This window comes from Micromonospora sp. NPDC005205, assembly GCF_040608275.1.
Taxonomy (GTDB): Bacteria; Actinomycetota; Actinomycetes; order Mycobacteriales; family Micromonosporaceae; genus Micromonospora.
In genome coordinates this window covers 122,143-142,917 of record NZ_JBEXHV010000014.1, presented here as the reverse complement: position 1 = coordinate 142,917, position 20,775 = coordinate 122,143, and the positions used below count along the sequence as shown (strand labels likewise).

The window sequence follows — 20,775 nt, the reverse complement described above, 5'->3', positions numbered from 1 at the left end:
TCACGCGGTGTCCCATGCCGTCTCGTCGAAAAGCTTCTCAGTCAGGTCAACGAAGGCGTCCACCGTCTTGACGTTGGCAATTTTGGATTGCACGTCGTGATCGGAGATGAGCTGCTCCCGCCACTGCAGCAGAGGATCCAGCGGCACCGCGCCGAGCAGCGTCGTACGCCCGACACCTCGGCGTCGGGCCAGCTCCGACAGCTCCGCGTCGCACTTGCGCAGGAACGCCTGCTGGGCGAGGCCGAGGTGGCCGACTTCCGGGCCACGTGAGTCGATCACCGCCGTACGGATGAAGCGCAGCGATTCCCGTAGCCTGTCCGGCTCGTGGCCGTACTCCTTGCCCATGGCCACGATCCCACCCGCCTCGAACGCCAGGTCCGCCGCTGCGGTGACGTGCTGGGGAGTCCACCGGTGGAAGACCAACCAGCGCACGGCGACCTTGCGCAGGGTCGAGGTCGCGGTGGCGGCCAGCGCGATCTGGCTGGCGTACGACCGGCCGGCGCTGAGGTCCACCAGGGTCAGGTCGAACTCCTCCTCCAGGCGGAGGAAGAGCTCGGCGCAGCGTTTGGCGATGTCGTTGGTGAAACCGAACTCGCTACCGTTGCGTTGGCCCGGCAGGAGCACCAACGGACCGGACCCGATGGGCCTCTGACGCAGACTGGCACGTTCGGAGGTGCCCCACACGTCCAACTGCTCCGGAGACGGAATCTCCCCGCGCAGATACCGGTGCAGGCCGCCACCGTTGGGCCCGGCGCCCTCCACGCCGTTGACGGCCTGCGGGATCTGGAAGGTGATGCCGGCGGTCGGCGAGCCGAAGTCGTAATCCAGGTAGCAGGTGGGGCGACCGGACAAGGCGCTGCGGTAGGCGATGTTCGCCGCGGTCACCGACCGCCCGGTGCCGCCCTTGTGCGACGTGACGAAGACCAGCATTCAGATCCCCTCGCTGGCCTTCTGCTGCCCGGTGGCGATGTCGTTGAGCAGCAACAGGAGTGTGTTCACCAGAGCGGCCGCCGTGCCGGGACGCTCGTCGACCAGCAGCTGCGCGCGGCCCAGGCTGGCTCGGATGCTGCGCATGCTGCGCTGCATCGCCTCACCGTCGAAGGTGCCGCGCATCAACTCCCGGTCGAACAGGTATTCCGCCTCGTCGATGAGATCCTGCGCGTAGTCGGCCAGCCGGCCGGCCCGTGGGAACGGCCGCTCCCACAGCAGCTGACCGGAGGTGACCAGAGCCTGCACCACCCGCTCGGTCAGATACCAGGAGGGTGCGTCCGGCTTCGGCGCCAGGCCGGGAAAAGCACCACCGGCGTGGTCCCACAGCCCCTGGTGCCGGCCATCCGGGATGCGCCGCAGCAGCAGGTGGTCCCACACCTCGTCGGCCAGCTCGAGCAGTTCACTGCGCCGTCGGGCATTGCTCAGCAGACCGGCGACGGTGGCCGCCCGCTGCAGCAGCACCACGGAGAACTCGTTCACGTTCCACGTCATGATCGGCTTTGAGGTGTCGTCGTTCAGGGTCACCCGCTTGCCTGGCGCGTGCACGAACAGTGCCGGCTCGCCGGGCGACGCCCGCCGGGTGATCCGCGCCCGCTGCGCCAGCTCCACCAGCACCGAGGCGATCCGCCCCAGTTCCTCGTCACCGCCGCGCCCGACGGCGATCAGACCCTTCACCGCCAGCGACGTGGCCTGGAGGGTGTAGTAGTCGGTCCGGTCGCCGTCGGTCGTCCGCCAGGGGATGTCCTCGATGGGCCACCGCCGTCGGTTGCCAAAGGTTGCCACCGTCGCCCAGTACGTCCGGGTGAGCTCCCAGCGCAGTTGCAGCGCCCGGGACAGCCGCTGCTGCTCCTCGTTGAGCAACCCGAGCAGCCGGGTGCGTTCGGAGTTCAGGTCCTCGATGGCGTCCATCGCGATCACAGTGAAGTAGAGGTAGGGAGCGTTCTCCGCGGAGCCCTCACGCTGCCGGCCGATCGGCTCGGTGGTCGGAACCTCCTCAGCACCGGAGATGATACCCCACGACCAGCCGCACTCGAACAGCATCTCGCTGTTGTCCAGGTCCTCGGTCACCCGGCCCGACCCGATGATCACGCTACGCAGGCTCGCCATCGTGTCCCGCAACTGCTCGCGCAGCGCCGCCACCAGCTCGCGGCGCGGCAGCTCGTCCTGGTTGACCATGTCGCACAGACGGATGCCGTACTCGTCGGTGGAGGTGAAGACGAAGGTGCTGAAGCTGCGCAGCAGGCCGACCATCGCCGCCGTGAGGCGCACGCTCGCCATCGCCTCCAGTTCGTCCAGTTGCGCCAACAGGTCGCGCCGCTGGGTGGAGCTCCGGTAGACCTTGACGAAACCGATCGTCGCCAGCGTGAGTGTGACCGACACCGCGAACGAGTCCACGATGTCCCGCGAACGCTGCTCGTCGGTGAGCTCCGGACCACCCTCGAGCGAGGTGAGGTAGCTGCCCCCGCCGAAGATCGGAGTGCCGGCGTCGTCGGTGTACCGCCGGAAATAGTCGATCATCACGCTGACCAGCCGGCGGGGGATTTCGATCGCGCCGCCGATCGGGCTGAGCGCCTCGATCACCTCTTCGTCGGCGCGGTCCGGGTCGTCCAGCGACAACACCGGGACCTTTGCCGCGGGGAGCAGCAGGGTCAGCAGTTGCTCCGCGTCGCCGATCGAGTTGCTGCCACTTCGGCCACCCCAGTGCCATTCACCGTTCGCCCAGCAACTGCGAACCGTAGCCCGCCAGATGTCGAGGATCTCCTGGCGCGGCTGCATCCGCATGACCCACCGCCGTCTGTTGTAGTCGTCGACTCGAAACCTCTGGTATTGCCGTGCCCACGATGGCGTACAGCATCATGGTAGCGGGCCAGTCGAGTGCCACTTGAAAGGCTTCGATGGCCGCGTGTTGACACTCCGGTCGATGGGGCGCGACGGATTGCCGCGCCGCCACGATGCGCCGACAGCACGACATCGGCGCATCGCACGGGCACGCCTCGGCGCTATCCGCGAGTACGGCCGGTGGCCAGCAGCATGCTCAAATACCCGTCCCGCAGCGGCGGCTTGGGCCGCACCTCGTGGACGTCCAGGTCGTACGCGCCCGCCGCGATGCTGGCCACCACGTCGGCGCGCTGCAGTGCCACCGCCGGAAACATCCGCGGACCGACGCTGTAGCCGAGGGACCCGAGCATGACCGTCACGGCGAAGGGCGACCCGGGCCGCAGCGCGTCCAGGAACCGACCGATCGCGTGCTCGGCCTCGGCGCGGTCGGCCGAGATGGAGCAGGCCACGAAGAACATCGTGCCGGCGCTCCACACATGCCTCGGCAGGGTGAAAACGCTGGCCCGCACCACCCTGCCCACCTGCGCCAGGCGCCGACGCGGGTCCGCCAGTGCCGCGTACGCCGGGTGCTCCGCACACACCTGCCAGTACGGGTCCCAGAGCTGGTCGTAGCTGTCGACCTGTGTGCGCAGCCAGTTCACATTCGCCGCCGACCATTCACACAGGTCGACGGCCTTCGCGAACGGCAGAAGCGACAGGGCCGGGTACAGATTCGCTCCCGATCCCACGTCGACGCACCGCGCGTCGGAGAGCTTCGCCTCGGCGAAGAAGTCTCGGATGCGGCAGAGTATCTCCCGATCGTCGGACCGCAGATCCGCGTAGTTGTGCCGGACATATGCCTGCGGGTCGAAGCTGTCCCACTCGACGTCGGAATTGACCGGCCTCGGTGACTGAATCGGCGAGCGCGGCGTCGACTCGCCGCAACCGCCCCCAGTCGCCGGGGTCAACGCCATGGACTGGCCTCCATCGGGTCGGCGGATCACATTGGTCGCTGAAGCGGCGCTCGGTGTTGTCCATTATCTATCGAAGGTGGCGTTGGCCCACAAGTGCAGGAACTTCACCGTCCGCCCAGATTGACGACGACGGGACGCTGGCCGGCTGCCCCACGTACTGCGAACTAGGTAATTCTTGCTGATGTGGGGCGGTTGCCGTCTTGGCACGATGGCTGCCAGCGGGTGTGGATCCAGCGGCTCTCCCATGCCCCGGCGAACCGGTCGTCAGAGACCGCAGAGGGGCTTCATGATGAACAACATTACGGACGACGACGAGGCCGGCGTTGACGTGTCAGCGCCGGTGGTCAGCCGGCACAGTGTCACGGTGACCGCCTCGGCGGACGCCGTCTGGCGGATCCTCACGGACATTGACGCATGGACGACCTGGTTGCCGGAGATCCCGTACGCACGCCTGGAGACACCCGGTCCGCTCGCGCCGGGCTCCGTGTTCCGCTGGTCCGCAGCCGGCATGGAGATCGAGTCGACGATCGTTCAGGCACGACCGCAGGAACGCCTCGTGTGGCGGGGATACGGTGACGGGCCGAACGGCGTCCTCGGCGTTCACGTCTGGGCGCTCACTCCGGCCGGCGACGGCGTGGAGGTGTCGACCGAGGAGTCCTTCGCCGGCCCGCCCGTCGATGCCGACCCTGCCCAGTTCCAAGGGGGCCTCGACGCGACCCTCGCCCGGTGGCTGGATCGACTCAAGCGCACCGCCGAGGCGGCGACCGCCTCATGAAGAACCGTATGGTTGCCGTCGCGACGGCAGTGGTCGTGGCCGGCGTCATGGGCGCCGCAGGTGCACCGGCTCAGGCCGAGGCCAGGCACGATGGCAGCTCCGACCGCGCGGCGCTGCGGTGCGCGGGAAGGACCGTCGACACCGCGGCGAAGATCCGCTACCGGACGGAGACGACGATCGACGCCCCGCTACGCGCCGTCTGGAAGATCCAGACCGACGTCGAGAGCTGGCCGTCATGGCAGAAGCCGGTCCTCTCCAGCAAGCGGCTCGATCGTGGTCCACTGCGTCCCGGTTCGTCGTTCCGATGGACGACGCCGGTGCCCGAGACCGCGTTGAACCCCGCCACGACCCTCGTCGTCACGTCCACCGTCCGGCAGCTCCAGCACCAGAGGTGCCTTCGGTGGGACGGCCCGGCGATCGGTGCCGGGCTGCGCATCGACGAGGGCGTTCACGTGTGGACGTTCACCGAGATCGACGGCCGGGTTCTCGTGCGTACCGAGGAGACGTGGCGCGGTGAGCAGGTGGAGCAGGACGCCGAATTCTCCACCGTGGCTCTCGGCGAGGGCCTGAAGACGTGGTTGACGGAGCTGAAGACCCGGGCCGAACGGGAGTGTGAGCGGGCCCGCCGCTGACGCGACTCACGGCCCCGCCGGTCTCGTGCCGGCGGGGCCGTTCGCCGCCCGATCGACCCGGACCCGTCAGCGCAGGAGTTCGCGCAGCTGCCGGCGTGAGGTGATGCCCAGCTTGCGGTAGAGGTTGCGCAGGTGGGCGTCGATCGTTCGCGGGCTGACGAACAGCAGCGCGGCGACCTCCTTGGTGCCCGCGCCCGAGGCGACCTTGCGGGCGACGAGCAGCTCCCGCGCGGTCAACCCCGCCAGCGGATCGGCGTGGTCGGCCAGGGTCGGCTCGCCGATGGCATCCAGTTCGCGGGCGGCGCGGGCGGCGAAACCACGCGCGCCGATGGTGGAGAGCAGGTCGTGTGCGGCACGCAGCTCCACCCGCGCCTCGGCGCGGCGGCCGACCCGCCGCAGCCACTGCCCGTGGAGCAGGCGGGCTCGCGCGTAGTGGACCCGCATTCTGCTCCCGGCGAACCGGCTGATCGCCTCGCGGTAGCGGTCCTGCGCGCCGAGCCCCGGTTCCAGCAGCGCACACGCCAACAGATGCGCACCCGTCGTCCACGCGTTCGGATTGACCCGTGCGACGGCCCCGATCCACTCCACTGATTCCTTGGCCGCTTCGGGACGTCCCACGTACGCTGCGGCTTCGACCAGCTCGTGGTGGAATGCGGTGACCGCGTACGCGCCACGCCGATGCTGGTCCTGCACGAGCAGCAACGCGTTCAGCGCGGCCTCGTGGTCGCCGCTGCCGTTGCACAGCACGCCGTTCGCGTAGGGCAGCGCTGTGGGGTTCACCCCTTCCCAGCCGCGCAGCTTCTCCTGAACCTCCCGGAACCGGTCGACGTCTCCGCTCCATGCGGCGAGCATCAGGTCGGACCCGACGAGGTTGGACGTCCCTGCGGCCTCGTCGACAGCACGCGCCTCGGTGACGCAGACCTGCGCGTCGGCGAAGCGACCCATGATTGTCCGTGCGACCGCCTGGAAGCGCAGCGCATGGGGAAGGATCGCGTAGGCGCCCTGCGCCCTGGCGAGTTCCACCTGGCGGTCGACGATCTCCTCCATGGCGTCGCTGTCACCGAGGTCAACGCTCAACGCGCAGGCACGCTCCATCCACCACGGATCCGCGTCGGGTGTGCGGGCGTACTCCCGGTAGGCGTCGACAGTGCGACGCATCAGGGGCATCGCCTCGTCCACCGGGCGGAGGTTCTGCTCGACCAACGCCCGCAGCAGCAGGTCGACCGGACGTGGCGGCTGACGATGTGGCACCCGTTCCCGGATGTGCAGGGCGAGCCGCCGTAGCCTGCCGGGTTCGTCGACGCTGAACATGAGGGACGCGAAGGCCTCCAGGTAGGTCTCGCGGACTTCATCGGGTCCCATGCCGTCGGCAGCGTCGACGAGGGCGATCGTCGCCGGGATGCTGCGTGTCACGTGATAGTCGATCGTCGCGCGCAGCAGTCGCGCGGCGCAGTGGTCGGCCGACTCTGGCTGGCGACGCTCGGCCTCGTTCACGAGCTCCCGGGCAGCAGAAGGCGCCCCCGAACTCAACCGTGCCCGGGCCGCGGCCATCAGGCGGCGTGCCTGCTCCGACCGGCCCGGTGTCAGTCGGGCCCCGGTCTCGAGGAACGCGGCCACGGCCGCGAATCCGCCCCGGCGTTGTGCCCGGCCGGCCGAACGCTCCAGTTCTGCCGCTGCTCCCTCGTCCGGGCCGGTGATCGCGTTCGCCCGGTGCCAGGCGCGCCGGTCGGGATCGACGTCGACGTCCGTACCGGCGGCGAGCGCAGCGTGCGCCTGCCGTCGCGGCTCGGCACCGGCCGACCGGTACACAGCGGAACGCGCCAACGGATGCTGGAAGTGCACCCGGGGCCCGATCACCAACAGGCCGCTGTCCTCGGCCGCGGCCAGGTTCGCGGCGTCCAGCCCCTGGATCGCCATGGCGCGCCGCAGCAGAACGAGATCGCCCGTCGGCTCCGCCGCGGCCAGCGCCAGAACCGAGCGCGTGGGTGCGGGCAGTCGCAGGAACCGCTTCGCGAACCGGTGCTCCACCGCGCCGTGGCCGCCGCCCCCGGGTAGTCCGAACGGCCCGGCGTCGCGGGCGATCTCCACCAGGGCGAGAGGGTTGCCGGCCGCTTCGGCGAGGATCCGCTGCAGGATCGCCGCCTCGTGGCCGAACGGCGCCCGATATCGCAGCAGGGTGAGGGCCTCCGAGTCGGTGAGCCCGGTGAGAGGGAGAGCGGGTAGGCGACCGAGTTCCGGCACCGCGGCGGCGTCGCGGGCGGCGAACACCATGGCGACCCGCTCCGCCGCCACGCGCGCCGCGACGAAGGCCAGCACCTGCCGCGAGCCGGCGTCGGTCCACTGCACGTCGTCGACAACGCAGAACACCGGTCGACGACGGCCTACGGCACTGAGCAGACCCAGGACTGCCACGCCGACCAGCATCGGGGTCGGCGTGACCCCGGCGCGCAGCCCGAACACCGCCTCGAGCGCGCTGCGCTGCGGCGCGGGGAGCGCAGCGCGGCGGTCGAGCACGGGCGCGCACATCTGGTGCAGGGCCGAGTAGGGCAGCTCGCTCTCGAACTCGATACCACCGGCCCGTAGCACCTGCCATCCGTCGAGCCGTGAAGCGGCCACCCCGAGGAGCGTCGACTTGCCGATCCCCGCGTCACCGAGAACGAGCATCGCCCCGCCACGGCCGCGCGCCGCGGGGTCCGTCACCGAGGCGATCTCGCCCAACTCAGGCTCTCGAGCGACGAAAAATCCTGACCTGATAGCTGCCATCAACTTCCGCATGTCGCCGGACGAATGGTCGATCGATGGTATCCACGGGAGCCCCGGTCGAGCCGATCGTCGCCAGGGCTGGAGTCGGTGCTCCTACGAGCGCAACTCGAACAGTTCCAACTGGATGCCGTCGGGGTCTCGTAGATAGAGGATCTTCGTCCCGGCCAGCGGGCCCGATTCGACGCCGTCCCCATCCTGGAGCACGACCGGGTCGGCGTTGACGTGCACGCCCCGCTCCACCAGGGCACGGTGCGCCGCGTCGAGGTCGTCGACCTCGAAACACAGGTGCATCACCCCGACGTCGCAGTTGCGCCCGGTGAAGGGCCTCGGCTGCGGGCTGTCGTACTGGATGAGTTCCAGAAGGACGTTGTCACCGGCCAGTGCGAACGATGCCCGCATCGACGCGTTCTCGACCTCGACGACGGCACCGATCGCCGGGTTCGCCGCCGAGATCGTCACGCCGGTCGGCGCGATGCCGAGAACGTCCTCGTACCACCTCACCGACCGCGCCAGATCGCTGACCGGCACTCCGATGTGATGCATCCTGGTCACTTTGCTCATGATCCCCATCCTCGACGGCGGTACCACCACTGTGGAAGGCACGGATCTTCCGCGTACCGCTGGTACCACCCAGCCATTGGCACCAATGGCGGATCATGGTGTTCATGAATGACCTCGGCGCGGCGCTGCGGGCCTGGCGGGACCGCACGGACCCGGCCGCGGTCGGCCTCACAAGCGCATCACCTCGCCGCGTCATCGGGCTACGACGCGGAGAGCTGGCAGCACTGGCCGGCATCTCCCCCGAGTACGTGGCACGCCTCGAGCAGGGCCGGGCCGCCACACCATCCGCGCAGGTGTGCACCTCCCTGGCCCGCGCGCTACGACTTTCCGACGACGAGGAGGCGCACCTTATGCGCCTCGCCGGGTTCGCCGCGGCCCCCGACCGGATACCCCACCTGATCCCCAGCAGCCTGCACCGCGTCATCGACCACCTCGGCGACACCCCCGCGGCCGTCTACGACGCCGCGTGGCGGCTGCTGCACTGGAACCGGCTGTTCGCGGCCGTCTTCGGCGACCCCGCGGGCGCCAGCGGCGACGATCGCAACGCCCTGATCGTCCAGTTCGAATCCCGCAACCCCCGGGTGCGGCAGACCGACACCGAGCGCGCCTACTTCGAGCAGTCGTTGGTGGCCGATCTGCGCGCCACCAGCGCCCGCTATCCGAACGACCCCGACGTGGCGGCACTGATCTCGCGGATGGCCGGTAACGACAGGTTCCGCCACCTCTGGGCCCTCCGCGCGGTGGCCAGTCACGAGAGCGCGCACAAGACCGCCGTGCACCCGGACGTGGGCGCCATCCCATTCGACGCCAACGTCCTGACCACTCAGAACACCGACCTGCGCCTCGTGGTCCTCACGCCTCGGCCCGACACGGGCGCTCGCGAGAAGCTGGACCAACTGGGTTGACGCATATGTCGACCATCTGCTTATGTTGATGACATGACTAAGCCCTCCGCGGCTATGCGGGAACCCACGTACTTCATCCTCGCCGCGTTGCAGGACGAACCGTTGCACGGCTACGCCATCGTCAAGCGCGCGCAGGAGTTGTCCGACGGGCGAGTGCGGTTGACGACCGGCACGCTGTACGCCGCGCTGGACCGGCTCGCCGGCGAGGAGATGGTGCGGGTGGCGGAAGAGGCGGTGGTCAACGGTCGCGCCCGTCGCACCTATGAGCTGACCGAGCGCGGGCTGTCCGCACTGCGCGAGGAGGCGGCTCGGATGGCCGCTGCGGCCCGGGTCGTTCGAGACCGTTCCGTACGGTCGACGGCCGCGACGGCTCGGACGGCGCCGGCATGACCGGCCTGGAGCGCCGCTACCGGTGGCTGCTGCGCGCGTACCCTCGGGCCTACCGGCAGTACCGCGCCGACGAGATGCTGGAAACGCTGCTGGTCGCGGGCGAGACGGACCGGAGGCACCCGAGGCTCCGGGAGTCCCTCGCACTCGTGGTGGGAGGTCTGCGGGTCCGCTCCGGTGTAGACCAGCTCCGCTCCCGGGACACCTTGCGACACTCCGCGCTGCGATCGACCGTGCTGTCCCTGCTCGTGTGCGGCGTTGCCCTTACGGCCCTGCCCCTCACGTGGCGCCTGTGGCTGCTGTTGCCGGGTAATTCGGCCAGCTTTCTGTATGAGCGAAGCTCGGTCACGCCCGCATTGCTGCTTCTCGCGCTGGCCGCCGCAGTGTGGGCTCGCTACCGCCTCGCCCTTCCCCTGGCCATTGGCGCCTTCGGCTGGGAAATCTGGCACTCCATAGCGAATGACCTGAGGTACGCCGTAGAGCCATGGGCAAGGTACGACTCTGCCTTGGGGCTCCGGACCGGCCTCTACCTGATCATGCAAATTTCCACGTGGATATGCCTGTTGGCCGTGTTGACAATGGTGCCGCTCCTTCGAGCTCGCCAACCACGGGCCACGCGACAATGGACCTGGCTTATCGGCGCCACGACAACCATGGCGATCATGACGCCCAACCCACTCAATGGCTGGGCAGACGGATTGACCCTACCGGTCATCATGGCCGCCGGGCTGGTGGCGGCCCTCGTGGGCGCGGTACTAGATGTGCGGGTGTCGATCGCGGCCAGCGCGGTCCTTCTGGCGCTGATGCTGCCGATGCTGGCCTATCAGCCGACCAATTGGACGCTCTACGGTTGGGACTGGAACCCGCGAAACGTGCTCCTCGAGGTCGTGGTCGGGATTTTCGCCATCAACGTCGCGGTCAGCAGAATGGCCGCCCGCCGGCAAGTCACCCTGTGACAGTGCTCCGCGACGTTGCTGAGGTGCGGGACATCCGCCCGGTCCGGACTGGGTGCGAGTCTGAACGCGTGACTTCCCGATCGACGCACATGTCCGTATGAGCCTGGTAGCGGCGTTCGTACCGATCTGGATCCTCACCGCGGTCGGTTACGGGGCCTGTCGTTGGGGCCTGCTGGGCGATGCGGCGGCGTCGGTGCTCGGCCGATTCGTGTTCCACCTTGCGATGCCAGCCGCCCTGTTCCTCGCCCTGTCCCGAATGCCGCTGTCCGGGTTAGCCGGCCGCCCGCTGCTCGCCTTCGGGATAAGCACCGCCACTGTCATCGGGCTCGGGTGGGTCGGCGCGAGTTGGCTGTTCGGTCGCACGCCCGGCGAACGGCCGATCTGGGGCATGGCCTCCGGGTACGTGAACTCGGCGAACCTCGGCATCCCGATCGCCACGCAGGTTCTCGGCAACGTGTCGTTCCTGGCAGAGGTGGTGCTGCTGCAGGTGCTGGTGGTGACACCCGTGATCCTGGTCGCCCTGGACCGGCACGGCGACCCGGCCGGGCGGGTACGGGTCGCCCGTATCGCCTCCCTGCCGGTACGCAACCCGGTGATCCTGGCGTCGCTGCTCGGTGTCGCGTTCTCGGCTACTGGCCTGCATCTACCGTCGGCGGCCGGCGCGTCGCTCACCCTGCTGTCGGGTGCCGCGGTTCCGGCCGCCCTGGTCGCGCTCGGCGCGTCGCTGCACCGCACGGCGCTGTCGCAGGCCGAGCCAGGCGAGCTGGCCGTGATCACCGCTCTGAAGCTCGTCGCGCAGCCGATCATCGCGTACGCGGCCGGGCTGGCCTTGCACCTGTCCGCGCCGCAGTTGCTCGCCGTGGTGGTGTGCGCCGGCCTGCCGACGGCGCAGAACACGTTCATCTACGGTCAGGAGTACGGCGTCGGCGAGGCGGTGGCCAACCGGGCGGTGGTGGTGACCACAACGCTGTCGCTGGCAACGCTGACCGCGGCGGCGACCCTGCTCGGGTAGGCCGGTCAGCTGACTCGTCCAGAGCCATCCACCACTGGGAAGGACGGCCACAGCAACCAACAACCCGACACCTAACGTGCCCTCACCGTGTCTCTAGGTCATCATACTCATGTGACGACTGTCGACTCTCATCAACCACCAGCGCCCATTGCCGTCGTGCCCTCCTCACTACCGCCTGTGGTGGAAGCTAACCTCCTGCTCAGCGGAGCTAATTCCCTACTCCACACTGGCCCGACTGGCTAATCCGGAGGGAATCGGTGGCATCCACAGGCAGTGAGCGACGGCACCGGCCGAGCCTACAGATGGTGGCCGCCTTGGCCGGGATTATCGTGAGCGTCGTCGCCGCCGCGATCGTGCTAATCGGAGATAACAGCCAACAGCCGCCGTACCCTGGTCCCTACCCAACTTCTGGTGAGCCATCCTCGAAGCCGTCCCCTGGTGCCAGCGTCAGGCCGTCCGAGCAGTTCGAGTACCAGATCAAGCTGCAGCACAGTCGACGAGCACTGTTTCAGGGCAATCTGTTCATCACAGCCGACCAAGAGGTCGAGGTAACCAGGTCATTCATGGTCAGGGTTGCTCTCTGCGGTCCGCAAGCCACCACGAAAGCGTGGTGTAGCACGGAGGTGAGGCCGTCGGGCGTCGGGCAGCAATCGGAATCGCGGTCTGCGAAGGTCCTGCTCGGGGGCCGCGTTCAGGTGCACCTGGCATCCCCCGACGATCGCCTGCAGGTTCGCCGCAATGATCGCGACCAGGACAATTTGCCTCAGCCGTTGACCGATCCCGGCGACGCCGCTTTGTGGGTCTGGGTTGCGCAGGCGTCGACGCCTGACACGTACACGATGTGGTTGACGATTCGCGTGTTGGACGGCAAGAGCGACGAGCCGTTGGTGCCAGACGAGATCATCCCCATTCAGCTCACCGCGCGTCGTGTCCCGACCAGCACGCAGCCGAGCAGTGAAGATGCCAGTCGCGGCCCGGCCGTTGACGAATCAGCCCTACCAGGCTCGCAGGCCACAAGTCAGGCGGCCGTTCAGCCTGCTCAGGGCGACGCCGGGCAGTCCACCTTCGACCGGGTCGTAACGGTCCTGGCGCAGGTGGTTGTCCCGATCATCGTGGCGCTTATCGGAGCCGGGCTGCTGGCGAACCGCATACGTCGCCGCGGCCCTCCCGGCGGCGGTTCCGCATCGGCGGTCCAGCCGCCCACTGCCTCCCCCTGAGCACCCCGCCGTTGACCGCCGGCCACGACCAGTGACACAGCGTCACCGGTATCCGTGACGTGGTTGCACTGACGGGTGGCCGCGAACGCTGCTGTCATGGGTGCATGTCCACGACACCCGTCATCGACGTCGACCGGCTGAACCTCACACACGGCGATTTTCGCGCTGTGAGTGATCGTTCCTCCAAGGTGCGAATGGGCGTTCCGCTCCAGCAGAGCGAATTCTCGCCCCTTCTACGTCCTCGGCGGAGCCGTTCTCGCGGACCTCACCCTCGGCGGTCGCCTGATCGCGGCGAATCGAGGTCGGGTGGTGAGCGTGGAGGGTCACCCACCATCGGATGACCAACGCAGAGATCCGAGAAAGGAGACAGGAGTGACCTCCCCGCCTTCCGCGCCGGATACCGATCTGGAGCCGACCCGTCCTTCGCGACGGCGGTGGCTCTGGATCGTCTCCGGCACCCTCGCCATCCTCGCGGCCGCCGTCAGCCTCGGCGTCGCCGCACTTCAGCTCGGCCTGCCCTGGCAACTGGGCGAGAACGACCGGAACCACGTCTACGAAGGCGCTGCCGGTTCGCAGCGCTACCAGGTCCACCTTCCGCCCCAGCACGACGGGACGGCCCGGCTCCCGGTCGTCATGGCCATCCACGGCTGCGCGATGACCGGCTACGGGTGGAACTCCATGAAGTCCACGACGCAGCTCAACAGCCTGGCCGACCGGGAGGGCTTCATCGTCGTCTACCCCACGCAACTGATCTCCCGCAACGTCATCGCCTGCTGGAACTCCGCCGACCCACGGCATCAGCAACGGCACACCGGCGAACCCGCGCTGTTGGCTGGTGTCGCCCGCGAGGTGGTCCAGGAGTACGACGCGGATCCGGCGCGCGTGCACGTAGCTGGTGCCTCGTCGGGCGCGGGGACGGCGGTCATCCTCGGCGTGACCTACCCCGACGTCTTCGCCACGGTGACCTCGGTCGCCGGCGGCGAGTACGGGCTCAACCAGGTCGACCCGGACGACCCGGACGCCACCCCGCCCCTGGACACGGCGCGTCAGGGCTGGGCACAGATGGGCGACCGGGCCCGACGGGTGCCGCTGCTGGTCATACAGGGCGAGCAGGACGAGGTCGTGCCGCCCCTGGGCGGCACCCGACTCGTCGCCCACTGGATCGCGGTGAACGACCTCGTCGACGACGGGCTGCCCAACGACAGCCTCGACCCGACCACGAAGACCGCGTCCGTGCCGGGCGCCGCCGACCGGCACGCGTACACGCGGACGACGATCACCGCGCCGGACGGCTCGTCGATCGTCGAGGCGTACCACGTCCAGGACATGGGGCACGCCTGGCCGGGCCCCGACGGTGACGGCAGGTACACCGATCACGCGGGCCCGGACGCCAGCGCGATCATGTGGGAGTTCGCCGAGCGCAACCCGATGTCGTGAGGACCGCGTCGCCGGGTATCGGTCGTTCCGTGGACAGGTCGACCGGCCGCACCTGCTGTGGTCACGGTGCGCCGACGCGACCTCGACGGAAAGAGGGCACGAATGAAGAGATCCGAGCGGTGGATCGAGTGGGATCGTGGCTGCGCGGCATCAGCCGCACGGCCGCGCGCAAACCTCTGTCCGTTGTGGACGTTGATGTCGGCGGGGCCGTGACCCACAAGCGAAGGGTTTGACGACCATGGCGCACATCGATCTCGGGTTGGACGAGAAGCAGTTTCCCGGCATCTCCGGACCAATGCGGTACCGGCCGGAGACGGCGAAGCCACTCAACGAACTGGCCGAGGTGCTGCTGCGTGCCCCTCACTCGCTTCCCGCCGGTGAGCGCGAACTGATCGCCGCGTACGTGTCCGGGCGTAACGACTGCAACTTCTGCTGCGCGTCGCACTCCGCATTCGCCGCAGCGCAACTCGACGAGGGTTACTCCCTCGTCGACCAGGTGCGCGCGGACCTGGATACCGCCCCGATCTCCGCCAAACTGCGGGCACTGCTGCGCATCGCCGGTGCGGTACAGATCAGTGGTCGCGAGGTCACCACCGAACTCGTCGACGACGCCCGCGCCGAGGGCGCCACCGACCTGGAGATCCACGACACCGTCCTGATCGCCGCCGCGTTCTGCATGTTCAACCGCTACGTCGACGGGCTCGGCACGTTCGCGCCCGAGGGCCGGGACGCCTACGCCGAGACCGCACGTCGGATCGTCGAGGTTGGTTACGGGGCTGCGGTCAGCGGGCCGCCAGCCGCCTGAGCACAGACACGGGTGACCACACCCCGATCCCTCTGCGATGGTCGACGGACAGGCCCGGCCATGCCCGGCACCTGTAACGCTGGAGGGATCGATGAACCTCGCACGCCGGCTGCTCCCCGCGACGAAGCAGCTCCGAGCAGACATGGTTGACCGGCTGAGCGCGCTCGTCGCGCTCGAGTCGGCACCGGGCTCGCTGCCCCACCTTGAGTCCTGTGCCGACCTGCTCGCCCGCTGGGGCGAGGAGGCGCTCGGCCGGCCCGCCTGCCGGGTCGTGATCGACGGTCTGCCGCACCTGCTGTGGCCGGCCGCCGATCAGCGCGTGCTGCTCCTGGGCCACTTCGACACGGTCTTCCCGGTCGGCACGATCCGGTCCAGGCCCTTCACCGTACGCAGGGACGTGGCGACCGGACCTGGCGTCTGCGACATGAAGGCCGGGATCGTGCAGATGTTCACGGCACTGCGACTGATCGAGGACACCTCGTCCGTCGGCGTGCTGCTCACCTGCGACGAGGAGACCGGGTCCGTCACGTCACGGCCACTGATCGAACGCGAGGCACGGCGTTCGGGTGCCGTTCTCGTCTGCGAGGCGGCCACCCCGGACGGGCAGGTGAAGGTGGCCAGGAAGGGCGGTTCGGTCTACCGCGTCATCGTCGAGGGTCGCGCCGCCCACGCGGGCGTCGAACCGCAGCGCGGAGTGAACGCCACAGTCGAGGTCGCCCACCAGGTTCTCACGTTGGGTGCGCTCGGCGCGATGGACAGCGGCGGCACCTCCGTCACACCGACCCTGCTCTCCGCTGGCACCACGACGAACACGGTGCCGGAGCGCGCCAGTCTGGCCGTTGACGTGCGGGCCTGGACCAGAGACGAGCTGGAACGCGTCGATCACGCCATCCGCGCTCTGGTGCCGTTCCTGCCGGAGGCGACGCTGGCCGTACAGGGCGGGATCAACCGTTACCCGATGTCCGAAGAGCTCGCGCGACCACTGCTGAAGTTGGCCCAGTCGGTCGCCCGTCAGCTCGGCATCCCGGGCATCGTCGGCGCGTACGCGGCCGGCGCGTCCGACGGCAACTTCACCGCCGCGTTGGGCGTACCGACCCTGGACGGCCTGGGCGCGGTCGGCGGCGGGGCGCACGCCGCCGACGAGTATGTCTGCCTCGACCGGATGCCCGAACGGACGGCGCTCCTGGCCGGGCTCGTGGAGGTTCTGTCCACATCAGAGCGTCTCGGATCTTGACCCACCGACGTGATCCCGTAACGTAACGTGCTCACCGCCGGCACACGACCGGCAGCGAGAGGTCGGCGTCGGGATGACTACGGGACAGCGTGCGGGATCATCCATTCCCCTGCTCGGCGTCGAGGAGGAGTTCCTCGTCGTCGACGTCGACCGGGGCGAGCTCGTGCCGGAGGCGGCCATCGTCGTCGACCGCGCGCGCCCGGCCCTCGGCACCCGGGTGGGTGGTGAGATCACCAAGTTTCAGGTGGAGACGCGAACCGACCCGTGCCGCAGCGTCGAGGATATCGGCGCGCAGCTCGCCGAGGGCCGCGCCGCCGTCCAGGCCGCAGCCCTGTCGGCGGGTCTGCGGGTGATCGCCAGCGGCTCGCCGGTGCTGGGCCGTGCCGTGCCGCCGCCCCTCACCGAAGGGCCTCGCCAGGACCGGGGCACCGCGACCTACCGTGGGCTGCACGACGAGCTCGCGATCTGCGCCGTGCACGTCCACGTGGAGCAGCCCGACCGGGACCGGGCGGTGCTGATCGGCAACCATCTGCGCCAGCACCTGCCGGTGTTGCTCGCCCTCACGGCCAACTCGCCGTACTGGCCCGAACGCGACACCGGGTACGCCAGTTGGCGCAGTGTCACGTGGGGGCGCTGGCCGGTGGCCGGCCCGCCGCCGTTCCTGACCTCGGCGCGGCAGTACGACGACCACGTGGACATGCTGCTCGAGGCGGGCGCGCTGGTCGATCACGGCACCATCTTCTGGGATCTCCGGCTGTCCACCAACCACCCCACCCTTGAGGTACGGGTGGCCGACGTACCCGTCAGCGCCGTCGAATCCGCGGCGCTCGCGGCCCTGGTGCGGGCTCTGGTGGTCGTCTCCGGGGATGCCGTCGACCGGGGCGACGAGGGGCCGGAACTGGTCCCGGAGCTGATGCGACTGGCGTACTGGCGGGCCGCCCGCGACGGGATGGGCGGCCACGGCGTCGACGCCGCCACGGGCCGGCTGCTGCCCGCTACGGCCCTCGCCGAACGGCTGGTCGCGCTCGCCCGACCGGCGCTGGACGAGGCGGGTGACCGCCACCGGGTGGAGGCATGGCTGAGGTGGCTCGCCGTGGACGGCGACGGGGCGACCCGCCAGCGGGCCGCCGCGGCGCTCCGTGGACGCCTGACCGACGTGGTCGACGACATCGCCACCCGGACCGCGCCCGACGTGCCGACCCGCGAAGACAGCACACCTGCGTAACGACATGCCGTCAGGCCTCCGAAATGCTGAACGAACCGGATGCCGGCGGCAGGTGACCCTCCCGCAGAAACCGGCACGCCGGATCAGGGGAGGTTCCAGGTGCACGACACAGACCTGCTTTCCAAGGTCCCCATCCAGTTCGAGCGTCGATCCCCCGCGGACATGGTGCGGGAGGCGGAGGCGTTCGCCGACCGCATGGCGCGGCGCCGTTCCGTGCGCGACTTCGCCAGCGACCCCGTGCCCGACGGGGTGGTGGAGGCGGCGATCCGGGCCGCGTCGACCGCACCCAGTGGGGCCAATGTGCAGCCGTGGCGGTTCGTCGTGCTGACCGACCCGGTCCGCAAGCGCCGGCTACGCGAGGCGGCCGAGGCCGAGGAACGCGCGTTCTACGACCGCCGCGCCTCGCAGGAGTGGCTCGGTGCGATCGCCGGGCTCGGCACCGACTGGCGGAAACCGTTCCTGGAGACCGCACCGGCCGTCATCGTCGTGTTCGAGGTGCACCAGGGGCCGAACACCCCGAAGCCGTACTACGTCAAGGAGTCCGTCGGCATGGCGGTCGGCCTGCTGATCACCGCGCTGCACCATGCCGGCCTGGTCACACTGACCCACACGCCCAGCCCGATGCGATTTCTCAACGAGGTGTGTGAGCGTCCGCCCGAGGAGCGCCCGTACGTGGTGATGCCCGTCGGGTATCCCACGCCGGACGCCCACGTACCCGACCTGACCCGCAAACCCCTCGACGAGGTCATGATCCGCTGGTGAGGTCCCTGGTCAGGAAGTCGACCAGGGGCTCGACGTGCCGGTCCGTCCGCCGCCACTCGGCCAGCAGATCCTCCAGCAGGTGCTGCTCGGCGAGCAGTTCGGTACCGCGGTACCGCCGGATCACCGGGTGGATGAAGGCGCTCTCCCTGGCCCGGTCGGGGGTCGGATGCCGCTCGATGGCGAAGACGTCGCCGTAGTCGTCGCGGCCCCACCGGAGCGCGAGCGTGTACCACTGCGTGGCAGCCCCGAAGCGCTCCACGGCGTAGTCCTCCGGCAGGTCCTCGTAGTGGTGGAAGTCGCCGCTGGCGTCGTCGCGGACGAAGACGTCACAGAGGTATTCGAACTGGGTCCACAGCGCCGAGGACCAGTTGACGCGGTCGAGCATCAGCTTGGTCAGCGACGCGGCGTCGGCCGGCGTCGTCGCGTACGACAACGGGACGTCGTCGTAGCGCTCACGGAGGATCCGGGTGAACGTACGGAGGTTGTACCGGAAGCCGTCGATGAAGGGTGACGACGCGTGCTTGACGTCCCGGGCCTGGGCGATGGTGCCGGCGAAGTACAGATCGTCGACGTTGCTCGACTGCCAGTCGGGGCGCAGCCCGGGCATGCGGCCGTCCCGCACCATGTCGGGTCGGGACGTCTCGTCGAACATCGCGGTGTTCATCCGGAAGCCGGTGCACCTCAGCACCGTGTGGTAGTCGAGGACGGCGGTCTCCCCCTGGGCGTGGGTGTACGTGATCGACACCTGGAACCGCCCGTCGACCGGCCGGATCTCGTCGATCGTGCAGTCGAGCACCGCGTGCAGCGTCTTGAACTGGTAGCTGTCGAGGATCGCGCCGTACTGACCACGGACGTCCCCGGGGTGTTTGGTGTTCCACGCCAGTCGCAGGGGTTGCCGGCTGGCGAGGTGCACCATCGACGCGTGGCCGAGGATGGCCGACGCGGTCTCGAACGCGGAGTTGCCCTTTCCGATGATCAGGACCCGCTGATCGTCGTACGCCGAGGGGTCGATGACCATGTCCTCGTACCCGATGGCGTGCTCGATGCCCGGGATGGCCGGGACGAACGGCTGGCCCCAGCCGGTCGCGACGACCAGGCAGCGCGCGCGCACCTCACCCTGGTCGGTGCGCACCGTGAAGCCGTCGCCCGTACGCGTGATCTGCTCGACCGTCGTGCCGTACCGGATGTTGAGCTTGTGCACACGTTGGAACTCGGCGAGGTAGCGCACCAGATCATCGGCCGGCGGCAGGTATTCCTCGCTGAATTTCGGAAACATCAGGTCCGGGTCGTCGTTGAGCAGCGAATTCCAGTCCCAGCGCAGGCGAATCTCCGGATCGGTGCTGTCGGTGTGCACCTTGTTCAGCGAGATCAGCCTGCGATGGCGTGGGAACCGCTGGAAGAACCCGCCCGGCGCGTCGCCGCTTTCGAGTGTCAGGTAGTCGGCACCGTGCTGCTGTAGGTAGTAGCTCAGTTGAACGCCGGCGGGACCCGCCCCGACGATGACGTACCTGTGCTCGCTGCTGACCATCCTGCGGCCCCTTCGACGGAGAGACGAATCCATCGACCTTGGAATGAATGTCGGCGTGTGTCAATGCCGCCGCCTCCAGACCAGCGGGCCAACAACCCATAACACCGCAACCCGCGCATTGCCTGTCTAGGCAATAGCGACGAGGCCACCCACCCGCTCGACGCCACCACGAATTTGCGCACTTGAATTCCGATCATGTCATGCGCTGTAGTGGACCGGCACGAGTCCGAAACGATCAGAGGAGCGGTGACGTGCGGTACGCCGACGGCCCGACAATCGAGTGTGACCTGCATGTGGCGGCCGACCCCGCCCGGGTGTGGGACCTGGTGACGGACATCGAACTGCCCGCGCGGTTCAGCCCGGAGTTACGGCGCGTGCGGTGGCTGGACGACTGCGAAGGGCCGACGCTGGGTGCCCGGTTCGAAGGCGAGAACCACCACCCCCTGCTGGGTGAGTGGCAGACCGTCTCGCACGTGGTGCGCCTCGACGCGCCGCGGGTGTTCGGTTGGGTGGTGGTCGACGAGGCCGGCCGGTTCGGCGGCGGCCCGGCCGACCCGGAGCGTCCGGGTTCGGCCTGGCAGTTCCGGCTCGTCGAGGAGGCGGGTGGATGTCGACTGACCCACTCGGTCCGCATCGGGCCGGGCCGCACCGGTCTGAGCCTCATCATCGACCGCGCACCGGAGCAGGAGGAGGTCATCATCGAACGCCGCACGGCCGCCCTACGGGAGGCCATGCTCACCACCCTGGAGGGCATCAAGGCCCTCGCCGAGACGCCCGCCGACGACGGTCGCTGA

Annotated in this window: 19 protein-coding genes; 13 read left to right on the top strand and 6 right to left on the bottom strand. The window is 69.1% G+C overall.

Translation table 11 applies throughout. The features are described from left to right. The 3 genes from ABZU43_RS24185 to ABZU43_RS24175 all read right to left on the bottom strand — a co-directional run bounded on the left by ABZU43_RS24185 (position 1) and on the right by ABZU43_RS24175 (position 3,782). Positions 1–930 (bottom strand): SCO2523 family variant P-loop protein, encoded by a 930-nt coding sequence (locus ABZU43_RS24185; protein WP_350853374.1) that lies wholly within the window; start codon positions 928–930, stop codon positions 1–3. Further along, complete coding sequence (locus ABZU43_RS24180; RefSeq protein ID WP_355008756.1) at positions 931–2,772, bottom strand: SCO2524 family protein; 1,842 nt, start codon at positions 2,770–2,772, stop codon at positions 931–933. A gap of 218 nt (positions 2,773–2,990) precedes the next feature. Next, positions 2,991–3,782: an SCO2525 family SAM-dependent methyltransferase gene (locus tag ABZU43_RS24175; RefSeq protein WP_355008755.1), complete on the bottom strand. Its 792-nt coding sequence runs from the start codon at positions 3,780–3,782 to the stop codon at positions 2,991–2,993. 289 nt (positions 3,783–4,071) lie between these two features. On the opposite strand from ABZU43_RS24175, the gene ABZU43_RS24170 reads away from it, so the two are divergent. After that, complete coding sequence (locus ABZU43_RS24170; protein ID WP_355008754.1) at positions 4,072–4,557, top strand: SRPBCC family protein; 486 nt, start codon at positions 4,072–4,074, stop codon at positions 4,555–4,557. Beyond that, positions 4,554–5,189 carry an SRPBCC family protein gene (locus ABZU43_RS24165; RefSeq protein WP_355008753.1) on the top strand — a complete coding sequence of 212 codons (636 nt, stop codon included), beginning with the start codon at positions 4,554–4,556 and terminating at the stop codon, positions 5,187–5,189. Before ABZU43_RS24170 ends, ABZU43_RS24165 begins: the two co-directional genes overlap by 4 nt. Positions 5,190–5,255: 66 nt before the next feature. On the opposite strand, the gene ABZU43_RS24160 is transcribed toward ABZU43_RS24165, so the two are convergent. Together ABZU43_RS24160 and ABZU43_RS24155 are read right to left on the bottom strand one after the other, a co-directional pair. Next, the gene (locus tag ABZU43_RS24160; RefSeq protein WP_355008752.1) at positions 5,256–7,952 is read right to left on the bottom strand and encodes an AAA family ATPase; all 2,697 of its coding nucleotides are present in this window, start codon (positions 7,950–7,952) and stop codon (positions 5,256–5,258) included. A gap of 93 nt (positions 7,953–8,045) precedes the next feature. Continuing rightward, on the bottom strand, positions 8,046–8,513 hold the full coding sequence (locus tag ABZU43_RS24155) for a VOC family protein (protein WP_355008751.1): 468 nt from the start codon (positions 8,511–8,513) through the stop codon (positions 8,046–8,048). A gap of 104 nt (positions 8,514–8,617) precedes the next feature. Between ABZU43_RS24155 and ABZU43_RS24150 the strand changes: the two genes are divergently transcribed. From ABZU43_RS24150 to ABZU43_RS24105, 10 genes are all read left to right on the top strand, one after another. After that, complete coding sequence (locus ABZU43_RS24150; protein ID WP_355008750.1) at positions 8,618–9,418, top strand: helix-turn-helix transcriptional regulator; 801 nt, start codon at positions 8,618–8,620, stop codon at positions 9,416–9,418. A 33-nt stretch (positions 9,419–9,451) separates the two neighbouring features. Next, positions 9,452–9,808 (top strand): PadR family transcriptional regulator, encoded by a 357-nt coding sequence (locus ABZU43_RS24145; protein WP_355008749.1) that lies wholly within the window; start codon positions 9,452–9,454, stop codon positions 9,806–9,808. Then, positions 9,805–10,761 (top strand): hypothetical protein, encoded by a 957-nt coding sequence (locus tag ABZU43_RS24140; RefSeq protein WP_355008748.1) that lies wholly within the window; start codon positions 9,805–9,807, stop codon positions 10,759–10,761. Before ABZU43_RS24145 ends, ABZU43_RS24140 begins: the two co-directional genes overlap by 4 nt. Positions 10,762–10,858: 97 nt before the next feature. Further along, positions 10,859–11,773 (top strand): AEC family transporter, encoded by a 915-nt coding sequence (locus ABZU43_RS24135; RefSeq protein ID WP_355008747.1) that lies wholly within the window; start codon positions 10,859–10,861, stop codon positions 11,771–11,773. 305 nt (positions 11,774–12,078) lie between these two features. Continuing rightward, positions 12,079–12,990: a hypothetical protein gene (locus tag ABZU43_RS24130; protein ID WP_355008746.1), complete on the top strand. Its 912-nt coding sequence runs from the start codon at positions 12,079–12,081 to the stop codon at positions 12,988–12,990. 372 nt (positions 12,991–13,362) lie between these two features. Next, positions 13,363–14,427: a PHB depolymerase family esterase gene (locus ABZU43_RS24125; protein WP_355008745.1), complete on the top strand. Its 1,065-nt coding sequence runs from the start codon at positions 13,363–13,365 to the stop codon at positions 14,425–14,427. A 238-nt stretch (positions 14,428–14,665) separates the two neighbouring features. After that, a complete protein-coding gene (locus tag ABZU43_RS24120) occupies positions 14,666–15,232 on the top strand; it encodes a carboxymuconolactone decarboxylase family protein (RefSeq protein ID WP_355008744.1) in 567 nt (188 codons plus the stop codon). A 91-nt stretch (positions 15,233–15,323) separates the two neighbouring features. Then, a complete protein-coding gene (locus ABZU43_RS24115) occupies positions 15,324–16,466 on the top strand; it encodes a M20/M25/M40 family metallo-hydrolase (protein ID WP_355008743.1) in 1,143 nt (380 codons plus the stop codon). Between the two features lie 73 nt (positions 16,467–16,539). Continuing rightward, positions 16,540–17,691: a glutamate--cysteine ligase gene (locus ABZU43_RS24110; RefSeq protein ID WP_355008742.1), complete on the top strand. Its 1,152-nt coding sequence runs from the start codon at positions 16,540–16,542 to the stop codon at positions 17,689–17,691. 162 nt (positions 17,692–17,853) lie between these two features. Beyond that, positions 17,854–18,453, top strand: a complete 600-nt coding sequence (locus ABZU43_RS24105) for a nitroreductase family protein (protein ID WP_355008772.1) — start codon at positions 17,854–17,856, stop codon at positions 18,451–18,453. Here the strand turns inward: ABZU43_RS24105 and ABZU43_RS24100 are convergent. After that, positions 18,437–19,981: an NAD(P)-binding domain-containing protein gene (locus ABZU43_RS24100; RefSeq protein ID WP_355008741.1), complete on the bottom strand. Its 1,545-nt coding sequence runs from the start codon at positions 19,979–19,981 to the stop codon at positions 18,437–18,439. The two genes, ABZU43_RS24105 and ABZU43_RS24100, sit on opposite strands and share 17 nt — an antisense overlap. Before the next feature lie 251 nt (positions 19,982–20,232). Here ABZU43_RS24100 and ABZU43_RS24095 point away from each other — a divergent pair, with 251 nt between their 5' ends. Further along, positions 20,233–20,775 (top strand): SRPBCC family protein, encoded by a 543-nt coding sequence (locus ABZU43_RS24095; protein ID WP_355008740.1) that lies wholly within the window; start codon positions 20,233–20,235, stop codon positions 20,773–20,775.